Consider the following 12450-nt stretch of genomic DNA (forward strand, 5'->3'; position numbering starts at 1 on the left):
CAACCTTGCCGTTCTCCTGAGCCCGCGGGCTAGGCCTCCGCCCGCGCCAGCACGAGGGAGGCGTACGGCGGGAGCTGGACCGCGTCGTCGAGCAGTCCGACCCCGTCGACGGTGGACAGGAGGACCTCGGCGCCGGCTGCGCGCACGGGGACCGACGCCTGGTGCTCACCGAGGTTCAGCAGCACCGAGGTGTGCCCCCGGTGCAGCACGATCCAGCGGCTGTCCTCGTCGAACTCGACGGAGACGGTGGTGAAATCGGCATCCCGGAGTTCCGCGCGGTCACCGCGGAGGCTGATGAGGTGCCGGTAGGTGGCGAGCAGCTCGGCGTGGTGGCCCTGCTCCGCCTCGGCCCAGTCGAGCTTCGCCGAGGCGAACGTCGCAGGGTCCTGCGGGTTGGGGACGTCCTCGGGGCGCCAGCCCATGCGTTCGAACTCCTTGAGCCGTCCCTCCGCCGTCGCCTTGCCGAGCTCCGGCTCCGGGTGGGAGGTGAAGAACGGCCAGGGCGTCGACGCGCCGTACTCCTCACCCATGAACAGCATCGGGGTGAACGGCCCGAGGATGTTGAGGACCGCGGCCTGGGCCAGCTGTGCCGGATTCAGCGTGGCACTGATGCGGTCCCCTGCGGCCCGGTTGCCGATCTGGTCGTGGTTCTGCGTGCAGACGACGAGCTGGAGGGGCGCGACGCGCGCCGGATCGATCTCGCGGCCGTGGTGGCGTTCGCGGAACGAGGAGTAGGTCCCGTTGTGGAAGAAGCCCTTCTCGAGGACCTTGGCGAGCGCGCCGACAGAATCGAAGTCGAGGTAGTACCCCTCGGTCTCCCGCGTCAGGTTGACGTGCACCGCGTGGTGGAAGTCGTCGCTCCACTGGCCGGCGAGGCCGTACCCGCCGACGTCGCGGGTCTGGATCAGTCGCGGGTTGTTCAGGTCGGATTCGGCGATGAGGAACAGGGGCTTCCCGAGCTCCTCGGCGCAGGCGTCCGTCCGGGCACCGAATTCCTCGAGGATGTGCACCGCGCGCTCGTCGTGCAGGGCATGCACGGCGTCGAGCCGCAGCCCGTCCACATGGTAGTCGGTGAACCACATGAGCAGGTTCTGCAGGACGTACTCCCGTACCTCGTCGGACTGCGGGCCGTCGAGGTTCAGGGAATCGCCCCAGGTGTTGGACATACCCTCGGTCAGGTAGGGACCGAAGAACCCGAGGTAGTTGCCGCTGGGACCGAGGTGGTTGTACACGACGTCCTGGATGACTCCGAGGCCGCGCTGGTGGGCGGCGTCGACGAACCGCTGGTAGGCCGCCGGACCGCCGTACGTCTCCTGCACGGCATACCAGAGCACGCCGTCGTAGCCCCAGTTGTGCGTGCCGTTGAAGGCGTTGACGGGCAGCAGCTCCACGTACTGCACCCCGAGGTCCACCAGGTGGTCGAGCTTCCCGATGGCGGCGTCGAGCGTGCCCTCGGGCGTGAAGGTGCCGAGGTGCATCTCGTAGATGACGCCGCCGTTCATCCCGGGCGACTGCCAGGCGCCGTCCTGCCACGCGTGCGCGGACGGGTCGAAGGTCCGTGACAGCTGATGGACGCCCTCTGGCTGCCGGCGTGAACGCGGATCCGGGACCGGGGTGTCGGACCCGTCCACGAGGTACCCGTAGGCGACGTCGTCGCTCGACGCGGGGGGCTCGGCCGGCTGCCACCAGCCGCCGTCGCCCTGCGTCATGGGGTACTGCGTCCCCTCGACGACGAGGGTGAGGGATCGGGCGCGCGGCGCCCAGACATCGAAGGGGCTCATGCTGCGTCCTCCTGGACCAGTAGGGCTGCGGGGAAGGTGGAGAAGAGGTCTGCCGCGCGGACGGTCCCCCCGGAGACCGAGGCCCCGGTGAGCGCGCACGTGTAGCTGCCGGCGGGCAGGTCGACGGTGGTGTCGCCCCATCCACCACGCCGGTCGAGCCCGTAGGGCAGGCGCGTGATGAGCGTGATCGCCCCGCCACGGTCGAAGCCGAACACGTGGTCGGCGGCCTCGCCGGACGGGACGACGGCGGCGTACCCGGTGAACAGTTCGGGACGGTCCCTGCGCAGGGTGAGCGCCCGCGTGACGACGAGCAGCTTGGCGTGGGCGTCCTCACCGAGCTGCGGCAGCGCGCCGAAGGCGAGGTCGGTCAGGACCTTCCGGCGGGCGTCGTAGTCCACCTCGCGGCGGTTGTCCGGGTCCACGAGCGAGGTGTCCCAGAACTCGGTGCCCTGGTACACGTCCGGTACGCCGGGCATGGTGAGCTGCAGCAGTTTCAGCCCGATCGAATTGGACCAGCCGGCCTGCCGGATGCGCTCGACGAAGGCGGACACGAGGGCCGAGACGGCGCCGTCGTCGAACGCGGCGTCGACGGCCGCGTGCATCCCGCGCTCGAAGTCCTCGTCCGGTGCTGTCCAGTGCGTGCTGAGGTCTGCCTCGCGGGAGGCCTTCTCCGCGTAGGCATGGGCCCGCTCGCGCGTGAGCGGCCAGGCGCCGATGAGCGACTGCCACAGCAGCGGCGCGAAGGTGGGGTCGCCGATGGGCGCCAGCTCCTCGAGCTGCGCGAGGACACCGGTCCATTCGTCGGCGAGCTCGGAGATGACCGAGATCCGGGTCCGCGTGTCCTCGCTGCGCTTCGTGTCGTGCGTGCTCAGCGTCGTCATGGCCAGGGGAGCCTCGGTCTGGCGTTCGAGCAGCCGGCGGTGCAGCTCGAGCGGATCGATCGCGAAGATCGCGGGATCCGCCCCCACCTCGTTCAGCGAGACGAGCCGCGAGTACCGGTAGAACGCGGTGTCCTCGACGCCCTTCGCCATGACCATGCCGGAGGTCTGCTGGAAGCGCTGGGCGAGTTCGGTCCACGCGCCGTCGCCCTCGAGGAAGGGGTTCAGCAGCGGGTGCAGCGCGGCGATGGTGTCGGCGAGGTCCGGACGGCGGACCTGCGCATCGCGCACGGCCTCGGCGAGGTACTCGGCGCCGCCCGGGAGGTAGCTGCGGTAGACCGGGAAGCAGGTAAGCAGTTCGGCGATCGCATCCGCCGTCGCCGCGGCGTCGAGCCCTGCCTCGGCGGGCACGAGGCGTGCGAGGCGCAGCACCTCGGAGCGCAGGATGCCGTCGGCGATGCCGCGCTTGGTCCCGTGGATCATCTCGTGGAACGGGTCGACGGGGACGGTGGCCGTGAGCGCGTGCTCGCCGGCCGGATCCGTGAAGAGCCGGTCGACGTCCGCGAGTGCGTCGTATCCGGTGGTCCCCTCGGTGGCCCAGTCGGTGGGGAGCTTCTCCCCCGGCTCGAGGATCTTCTCGACCAGCACGTAGGCGCCGCCGGTGAGGGCCCGCAGGTCGTCGAGGTAGCCCTTCGGATCGGCGAGGCCGTCCGGGTGGTCGATGCGCAGGCCGTCCACGAGTCCCTCGTCGAACCACCGCTTCACCTCGCTGTGGCTCTCCTGGAAGACCCAGGGCACCTCGACCCGGAGCCCGGCCAGGCTGTTGACGCCGAAGAAGCGCCGGTAGTTCAGTTCGCTGTCCGCCCGGCGCCAGTTGACGAGTTCGTAGTGCTGGCGGTCGTGCACCGCGGCGCCGGTGTCACCGGGGTGTGCTGTGCCGTCCGCGATGGGATAGCGGTTGTCGTAGTAGTGCAGTTCGCCGTCGACGACGGTGAGCTGATCGAGCTCGCCGTCACCGTCACCGAGGACCGGCACGCGGAGCCGGCCGCCGTCGGCGTCCCAGTCGACGTCGAAAGCCTCCGCCATGCGCGAGGTGCGGCCCTCCTTCAGGAGCTGCCACCACCAGGCGTTGTCCACAGGGGTCTCGATGCCCATGTGGTTCGGGACGATATCCACGAGGACACCCATCCCGGCGGCCCGCGCGGCCCCGCTGAGCGCGGCGAGGCCCGAGGGTCCACCGCGGTCGGGGTCGACGGCGGTGGGGTCGGTGACGTCGTAGCCGTGGCCGGAGCCCTTCTCCGCCGTCAGGATCGGGGAGAGGTAGACCCAGTCCACCCCGAGGTCGTGCAGGTACGGCACCAGGGCCGCGGCCCGGTGCAGGTCGAACTCGCTCCGGATCTGCAGCCGGTAGGTCGATGTCGGTGTCAGCACGGTGGGGGTCCTCCTGGACGGGCGGTGGTGAAGGCGGTGGTGCGCTCGGGTCGAGCGCGAGGGGTGCACCCGGCTGGACTGCGCGGGTGCACCCCGTGGTGCTGCGTGGTGCCGGGTGGTGCTAGGGGGTGCCGGTCTTCGCCGTGACCTCGTTGGCGAGGATGGCCAGGGACGCCGCGACCGAATGGTCGAGGTCCTCGACCTCCGAGTGCGCCCGCAGGACGACCATCGACTTCCCCTCGACCGCGATGGTCTTGCCGGCCGGGATCGCCTCACTGTCCGCGTACTTGCCGGCCGTGTCGATCACCTCGTCCCACGACGTCCCGTACTCGTCCGAGGGGATCGTGAAGTCCACGGCCTCGTCGTGCGCGTTGAAGTACAGCAGGAAGTTGGCATCGACGATCCGCTGGCCGCGGGCGTCACGCCCCTGGATGCCCTGGCCGTTGAGGAAGACACCGATCGAACGGCCGAAGCCGCTGTCCCAGTCCTCGGGGGCCATGAGCTCGCCGGCGGTGTCCAGCCACACGATGTCCGGCAGCGCCTCGCCCTCGCCGCGGCGCACGGGGCGTCCGTCGAAGAAGCGGCGGCGGCGGAACGTGGGGTGCTCGGACCGCAGCCGGTTGACGGCCGCGGTGAATTCGAGCAGCGGCTGGTCCATCTTGTCCCAGTGCACCCAGCTGAGCTCGGAGTCCTGGCAGTAGGTGTTGTTGTTGCCCTCCTGCGTGCGGCCGAGCTCGTCGCCGTGCAGCAGCATCGGCACGCCCTGCGAGAGCAGGAGGGTGGCGATGAAGTTGCGCTGCTGGCGCACCCGGATCGCGAGGACCTCGGGATCATCGGTGGGCCCTTCGGCCCCGCCGTTCCAGGAGCGGTTGTGCGATTCGCCGTCGTTGTTGTCCTCGCCGTTGGCCTCGTTGTGCTTCTCGTTGTAGGAGACGAGGTCGCGCAGGGTGAAGCCGTCGTGGGCCGTGACGAAGTTGATGGACGCGACGGGGCGGCGCATCGAGTGCTCGTACAGGTCCGCCGAGCCGGTGAGCCGCGAGGCGAACTCGCCGATGCTCGAGTGCTCGCCGCGCCAGAAGTCGCGCACGGTGTCGCGGTACTTGCCGTTCCACTCGGTCCACTGCGGCGGGAAGTTGCCCACCTGGTAGCCGCCGGGGCCGACGTCCCACGGCTCGGCGATGAGCTTCACCTGCGAGACGATCGGGTCCTGCTGGACGAGTTCGAAGAAGGCCGAGAGCCGGTCCACCTCGTAGAACTCGCGGGCCAGGGCCGAGGCGAGGTCGAAGCGGAAACCGTCCACGTGCATCTCGGTGACCCAGTAGCGCAGCGAGTCCATGAGCAGCTGCAGGGAGTGCGGGTTGCCGACGTTCAGCGAGTTGCCGGTGCCGGTGGTGTCCATGTAGTACTGCTTGTCGTCCTCCACCAGGCGGTAATACGCCGCATTGTCGATGCCGCGCATCGAGATGGTGGGGCCCATGTGGTTGCCCTCGGCGGTGTGGTTGTAGACCACGTCGAGGATGACCTCGATGCCGGCGAGGTGCAGCTCGCGCACCATCGCCTTGAACTCCTGGACCTGCTCACCCTGGTCGCCGGAGGAGTTGTACTTGTTGTGCGGCGCGAAGAAGCCGATGGTGTTGTAGCCCCAGTAGTTCGAGAGGCCCTTCTCCTGCAGCGTGCTGTCGTTCACGAACTGGTGCACGGGCATGAGCTCGATCGCCGTGACGCCGAGCTTCTGCAGGTGCGCGATGACGGACGGGTGCGCCACGCCGGCGTAGGTACCGCGCTGCTCCTCGGGAATGTCCGGGTGCAGCTGCGTGAGGCCCTTGACGTGGGCCTCGTAGATGACGGACTGGTGGTAGGGCGTCCGCGGCATGCGGTCGCCGTCCCAGTTGAAGAACGGGTTCACGACGACGCCGAGCATCATGTGGGCGGCGGAGTCCTCGTTGTTGACCGAGTGCTCGTCACCGAAGTTGTAGCCGAACAGGGCCTGGTCCCAGTCCAGGTCACCGGAGATCGCCTTCGCATAGGGATCCAGCAGGAGCTTGTTCGGGTTGCAACGGTGTCCCTCGGCCGGATTGTTGGGGCCGTGCACGCGGTAGCCGTACTTCTGGCCCGGGGTCACGTGCGGCAGGTAGCCGTGCCACACGTAGCCGTCGACCTCCTTCAGCTCGACGCACGTCTCGGTGCCGTCGTCGTCGAAGAGGCAGAGGACCACGGAGTCCGCGATCTCGCTGAACAGCGCGAAATTCGTGCCGGTGCCGTCATAGGTGGCTCCCAGGGGGTAAGCATCGCCGGGCCATAGTTCCATTGGTTCTCCTTGGTGTCATACGCCACGATCCCCTCGGGGCCGTGGCGGTGGTGCTCGCAGTCTCCGGGGTCCTGGTGCCCCGGAGCGCCTGCTCCATACATAGCGCATTCGTCTGTCGACGCGGTTAACGGCGTCGACCCTCTCCTACGGGACGGCGGCTAGGCGACGCCCTTCGAGGAGGTCGGCGACGACGGCTCCGATGTCCGACGGGAGGGTCGAGACGACGACGGGTCCGCGCAGCGCGGCCCGCTGTCCGGCACGGCCGTGCAGCAGTGCCCCGGCGGCCGCGGCCGCCGCCCAGAGGTCCTCCTGCGCGACGCCGACGCGACCGGCGGCGCCGTCGTCCTCGGCCAGGGTCGCGGCGAGCGCCCCGATGATGCCCGCGAGGGTGTCACCCGAGCCCGCGGTGGACAACCAGGGGCTCGCGTCGGTCTGCGCGAACAGGGTGCCCGACGGCGCCGCGACGACGGTGGTGAAGCCCTTGAGCAGCACCGTGGCGCCGGTCATCTCGGCTGCGCGGAGTGCATAGTGCGCGGGCTCGGCCTCGATGGCCGCCCGGTCGGCGTCGACACCACGCCCGGCGAGCAGTTGGCTGAGTTCACCGGCATGGGGAGTCAGGATCACCTGGGGTCCCACGCGCTCGGGCACCTCGGAGAGCGCACCGGCATCCACCACCACGGGCAGTCCGGCGGCGATCGCCTCGACGGCGCGCACGCGCTGGTCCTCGTCGTCCACGGCGCCCGGACCCACGAGCCAGGCCTGCGACCGGGCCTCGCCGACGGAACCGCCGGAGGCCACCACCTCGGGGTTGCGCTGGTGGACGAGGGCCGCGACGGCGTCGGGACCGAGATAGCGGACCATGCCGAGGCCCGTGGCGAGCGCCGCGCCGACGGCCAGGGCCGCAGCGCCGGGGTAGCGGGCCGAGCCGGCGGCGACGCCGAGGACCCCGCGGGAGTACTTGTGGTCCTGGGCCGTGGGACGGCGCAGGAGGGCGGCGACATCGGCGTCGAGCAGGCTCCGGACCGCGGGGGTGAGGGCGGAGAGATCCAGCCCGAGGTCGACGACGTTCAGCTCCCCCGCCGCCAGGGCACCGTCCCCGAGCAGGAGTCCGGGCTTGGCGGCACCGAACGTGACGGTGGCGTCCGCGGCGATGACCGGTCCGTCGACGCGCCCCGTGTCGACGCCGATCCCGCTCGGCAGGTCGCAGGCGATCACGAGGGCAGTCCGCCGTCCTCGGGGTCCGGCGACGGTGGTGAAGGCTTCGACGAAGCTCCGGGCGGTGCCGCGCAGGTTCCCGCCCGAGCCCGTGCCGATGATGCCGTCGAGGACGAGGTCGGCACTGGCGGCGTGGCGGGCGAGCGCTTCCGCGTCGGCGCCGTCGTCGAGCCTGACGCTCGTGCCCCCGGCACGGAGGAAGGCGTCGAGCGAGGCGGTGTGCACGCGGTCCGACAGGAGGACGGCCGTGGCGCCGACGCCGCGGCGGACGAGCCGCTCACCCGCGTACAGGGCGTCCGCACCGTTGTTGCCGCTGCCTGCGAGGACGACGGCCGTGGCGCCGTAGGTGCTGCGGCCGGCCTCACGCAGCAGCCCGAGCGCGACGCCGAACAGCCCGTGCGCCGCCCGTTGCATCAGGGCGTCACCCTGCCCGGCGTCGATGAGGGGAGCTTCCGCGGCGCGGACGTCTCCCCCGGAGAAAGCTTCAAGCATATGGTCGAGCTTAGCGGTTCGAAGGCCGGTCATCAGTACGGTTACTATCTGGTGCCCGACGGTGTATGGCCTTCTGCGACGACCATCGCCGTGGCGAGGCCGCCGTCGTGGCTGATGGACAGGTGCCACGTCTCCACCCCGCGGGCGCGGGCGGCGTCGGCCACCGTCCCGTCGACGACGACCGAGGGCGCACCCATTGCGTCGACGTCGATGGTGCAGTGCTGCCAGTTCATCCCCACGGGAGCGCCGATCGCCTTCGCGATGGCCTCCTTGGCGGCGAAGCGCGCGGCGAGGGACCGCGTGTTCAGTAGTCGCTCGGACGGTACGAAGAGCCGCTCGAGGAGGGCGGGGGTACGTTCGAGCTGCTTCCGGAAGCGCTCGATGTCGACCACGTCGACGCCGATCCCGACGATCACCGGGACGCCCCGCACGGTGCCGCCGCGGCACGGAGCCGCGGCGGCATCCCGATGGATCTACTCAACCGTGACCGACTTCGCCAGGTTGCGCGGCTGGTCCACGTCGTAGCCCTTCGCGCTGGCCAGGGCCAGGGCGAAGATCTGGAGCGGGACGGTGGTCAGCAGCGGTGCCAGCAGCGTCGGCGAGGCCGGCACGTAGAAGACGTGCTCGGAATAGGCCTCCACCGAGGTGTCGCCCTCTTCGGCGATCACGATCGTCACGGCACCGCGGGCGCGGATCTCCTGGACGTTGGAGACGACCTTGGCGTGCAGGGAGTCGCGGGCGCTCGAGGACGGCATGACCACGACGACGGGCTGGCCCTCCTCGATCAGGGCGATCGGTCCGTGCTTGAGCTCGCCGGCGGCGAAGCCCTCTGCGTGGATGTACGCGAGCTCCTTGAGCTTGAGCGCACCCTCCATGGCCACGGGGAAGCCGACATGGCGGCCGAGGAACAGCACCGACTTCGCGTTCACCATGTCTGCGCCGAGCTGCTTGATCTTGTCGGCGTCGTCGAGGATCGCCTGGATCTTCGCCGGGATGGCGGACAGGTCGGTCAGCACGTCGGCGATCTCGTCGCGGTACTTGTTGCCGCGCAGCTGCGCCAGGTACAGGCCCAGCAGGTAGGCGGCGGTGATCTGGGCGAGGAACGCCTTCGTCGAGGCGACGGCGATCTCGGGTCCGGCATGCGTGTAGAGGACGGCGTCGGATTCGCGCGGGATGGTGGACCCGTTGGTGTTGCAGATGGCCACCACCTTGGCACCCTGCTCGCGGGCGTAGCGGACGGCCATGAGCGTGTCCATGGTCTCGCCCGACTGCGAGATGGCCACCACGAGGGTCTTCTCGTTCACGATCGGGTCGCGGTACCGGAACTCGTGGGAGAGCTCCACCTCGGTGGGGATGCGGCACCAGTGCTCGATCGCGTACTTGGCGACCTGGCCGGCATACGCGGAGGTACCGCAGGCGAGCACCACGATCTTGTCGACCGAGCGGAGGATCGACTCGTCGATGCGCAGTTCGTCGAGGACGAGGTTCCCGGAGACGTCGGAGCGGCCGAGGAGCGTCTGGCCGACGGCGTCGGGCTGGTCGTGGATCTCCTTCTCCATGAAGGAGTCGAAGCCGCCCTTCTCGGCGGCCGCGGCGTCCCAGCTGACGTGGAACTCCGTGCCCTCGGCGGGCGCGCCGAAGAAGTCGGTGATCGCGACGGCGTCGGGCGTGATCGTCACGATCTGGTCCTGGCCGAGCTCGACGGCGCGGCGCGTGAAGTCGATGAAGCCCGAGACGTCGGACCCGAGGAAGTTCTCGCCGTCGCCCAGCCCCACCACGAGGGGCGAGTTGCGGCGGCCGGCGACGACGACGCCCGGCTGGTCCTGGTGGATGGCGAGGAGGGTGAAGGCGCCCTCGAGGCGCTGGCAGGCCTGCTGCAGGGCGAGGGTCAGGACGTCGCCCTGGACACCGCTGTCGACGAGTCCGCGGTAGATGTAGCCGACGAGGCCGGCAGCCACCTCCGTGTCGGTGTCGGACAGGAAGGTCAGCCCCTCACCGGTCAGCTCGGCCTTCAGCTCGGCGTAGTTCTCGATGATGCCGTTGTGGATCAGCGCGAGCCGGTCGCCGTCCGCGAGGTGCGGGTGCGCGTTCTGGTCCGTCGGTCCGCCGTGGGTTGCCCAGCGCGTATGGCCGATCCCGGTGAGCGAGCGCGGCAGCGGGTCCGCTGCCAGTTCCGCGACGAGGTTGGTGAGTTTCCCCGCCTTCTTCCGCGACTCGATGCCGGCCGGTGTGATCACGGCGACGCCTGCCGAGTCGTACCCGCGGTACTCCAGGCGCCGGAGCCCCTCCATGACGACGTCGAGCGCCCCGTGCCGCGCGTCCGCCGCTTCCTGATCGAACGCCGGAGCGACCGATTCGAGAGCCGATGATCCCTGGCCGTGGTCCCGGCCTACATACCCCACAATTCCACACATGGGTCCAAGCGTACCGGGGGCCGTGTTTGTTCTTGTGCAGGCCACCGGGCAGAATCGTCGGGTGAGTGACAGAAGCACGGGGACGCAGCAGGCCACCAGTGCCGAATCCTTCACACCGTTCGTCGAACTGGACCGCCAGATGTGGTCCCGGCTCTCCCATGAGATCGAGAGCCCGCTCAACATGGAGGACGTGCAGCGCCTGCGCGGTCTCGGGGACGCGCTGAACCTCGACGAGGTCCGGGAGGTGTACCTCCCGCTCTCCCGCCTCCTCAACCTCTACATCGCGGCGGCCGGCCGGCTCCACGCGGCCACCAACACCTTCCTCGGCGAGACCACGACGCGTACGCCGTTCGTGATCGGCGTCGCGGGGTCCGTGGCGGTCGGCAAGTCGACGACGGCGAGGGTGCTGCGGGAGCTACTGAGGCGGTGGCCGGACACCCCCGAGGTGGAACTGATCACCACGGACGGCTTCCTCTACCCGAACGCGGAACTCGAACGGCGCGGCCTGATGCAGCGCAAGGGCTTCCCGGAGTCCTACGACCGGCGCCGCCTGCTGCGGTTCGTCAGCGAGGTCAAGAGCGGCGCCGCCGAGGTCACCGCGCCCTGGTACTCGCACCTCACCTATGACATCGTCCCCGGGCGGGAGGTCGTGGTGCGGCGGCCGGACGTCCTGATCGTCGAGGGGCTCAACGTGCTCGCACCCGCCCGGCCGAGGCCGGACGGCATCACCGGGCTCGCCCTTAGCGACTTCTTCGACTTCTCGATCTACGTCGATGCGAAGACCAGCAACATCCGGCAGTGGTACATCAACCGCTTCCAGTCGCTGCGCTCCAGCGCGTTCGCCGACCCGGAGTCCTACTTCCACCGGTACGCCACATTGACCGACGAGGAAGCACGGTTGAAGGCCACCGACATCTGGGAGCGCATCAACGAGCCCAACCTGGTGGCGAACGTGCTGCCCACACGCGGGCGCGCCCAGCTCGTCCTCACCAAGGATGCGGACCACTCCGTCCGCCGCATGCTCCTGCGGAAGACCTGACGGTGCGGGTGGCGCCGCTGACGGCGGCCCTCGTGCTCGCCGTCGGCCTCTCGGCCTGCTCCTCCCCCGCCGCGGATGTCCTGGCTGCCGATACTCCGACGGCGGGAGCGTCCGCCCCGGGAGGCATCCCCCAGGGCGCCGCCGACCTGCCGGCGCCTCCCGGCGTGCTCCCCGCGCCCGCACAGCGCACCCCCGGTCCCGCCGTGACCGAGGAGGGGGCGGCCGCAGGACCCGCGACGCCCTCGCCGGCGGCTCCCGCCCGCGGTTCCGACACGCACCTGGATCCCGCCGCCGCCGACGTCGTCGTCAACAAGCGCCGGCCCCTGGTCCCCGTCGACTTCGCGCCGTCCGGACTGCGGCAGCCGGACGTCGCGACGGCCACCGACAACGGCCTGCTCCGACCGGACACCGCCACCGCCGTGGAGGAGATGTTCGCGGCAGCGTCTGCCGACGGCGTCGGACTCGTCCTGGTCAGCGGGTTCCGGTCCTACGCGAACCAGGAGTCCACCTACGCGTACTGGGTGGGTCAGTACGGCGACCAGGCCGGAGCGGACACCGTCTCCGCGCGGCCGGGGCACTCGGAGCACCAGACCGGGCTCGCCTTCGACATCGGCCAGGCGGACGGAGCGTGCACGCTGGTCTCCTGCTTCGCGGGCACCGCGGCGGCCCGGTGGGCGGCCGAGAACGCCGCCGAGTACGGGATCATCCTGCGCTACCCGCTCGGTTCCGACGGGACCACCGGGTTCTCGGCGGAACCGTGGCACTTCCGGTTCGTGGGACGGGACGTCTCGCTCGCCATGCAGGACGCCGGGACCCGCACGCTCGAGGAGCACTTCGGGTTGCCTGCGGCGCCGTCGTACTGATCCCGACCATTCGTCCGGGTACTTTCCGC

Annotated in this window: 8 protein-coding genes; 2 read left to right on the plus strand and 6 right to left on the minus strand. The window is 70.2% G+C overall.

Annotated elements, in window-relative coordinates; genetic code table 11:
• Positions 1–29: 29 nt before the first annotated feature.
• The 6 genes from treZ to glmS form a co-directional block, all read right to left on the minus strand.
• The gene (gene treZ / locus NVV32_RS12530) at positions 30–1781 is read right to left on the minus strand and encodes a malto-oligosyltrehalose trehalohydrolase (RefSeq protein WP_422390376.1); all 1752 of its coding nucleotides are present in this window, start codon (positions 1779–1781) and stop codon (positions 30–32) included.
• Positions 1778–4090, minus strand: coding sequence for a malto-oligosyltrehalose synthase (treY, locus tag NVV32_RS12535; RefSeq protein ID WP_422390377.1), 2313 nt, complete (start codon positions 4088–4090; stop codon positions 1778–1780). The genes treZ and treY overlap by 4 nt, the downstream gene beginning before the upstream one ends.
• A 121-nt stretch (positions 4091–4211) precedes the next feature.
• Positions 4212–6398, minus strand: a complete 2187-nt coding sequence (gene glgX, locus NVV32_RS12540; protein ID WP_055768216.1) for a glycogen debranching protein GlgX — start codon at positions 6396–6398, stop codon at positions 4212–4214.
• A gap of 144 nt (positions 6399–6542) precedes the next feature.
• Positions 6543–8105 carry a bifunctional ADP-dependent NAD(P)H-hydrate dehydratase/NAD(P)H-hydrate epimerase gene (locus NVV32_RS12545; RefSeq protein ID WP_422390378.1) on the minus strand — a complete coding sequence of 521 codons (1563 nt, stop codon included), beginning with the start codon at positions 8103–8105 and terminating at the stop codon, positions 6543–6545.
• Between the two features lie 44 nt (positions 8106–8149).
• Positions 8150–8521 (minus strand): holo-ACP synthase, encoded by a 372-nt coding sequence (locus NVV32_RS12550; protein ID WP_422390379.1) that lies wholly within the window; start codon positions 8519–8521, stop codon positions 8150–8152.
• 57 nt (positions 8522–8578) lie between these two features.
• Positions 8579–10519 (minus strand): glutamine--fructose-6-phosphate transaminase (isomerizing), encoded by a 1941-nt coding sequence (glmS, locus tag NVV32_RS12555; RefSeq protein ID WP_422390380.1) that lies wholly within the window; start codon positions 10517–10519, stop codon positions 8579–8581.
• Positions 10520–10580: 61 nt separating this feature from the next.
• On the opposite strand from glmS, the gene coaA reads away from it, so the two are divergent.
• Positions 10581–11558 carry a type I pantothenate kinase gene (gene coaA, locus NVV32_RS12560; protein ID WP_422390381.1) on the plus strand — a complete coding sequence of 326 codons (978 nt, stop codon included), beginning with the start codon at positions 10581–10583 and terminating at the stop codon, positions 11556–11558.
• Positions 11559–11566: 8 nt separating this feature from the next.
• Positions 11567–12421 carry a D-alanyl-D-alanine carboxypeptidase family protein gene (locus NVV32_RS12565; protein ID WP_422390382.1) on the plus strand — a complete coding sequence of 285 codons (855 nt, stop codon included), beginning with the start codon at positions 11567–11569 and terminating at the stop codon, positions 12419–12421.
• Positions 12422–12450 lie beyond the last annotated feature (29 nt).

The sequence above is a fragment of the Arthrobacter sp. N1 genome, assembly GCF_048288285.1.
Classification (GTDB): domain Bacteria; phylum Actinomycetota; class Actinomycetes; order Actinomycetales; family Micrococcaceae; genus Arthrobacter_D.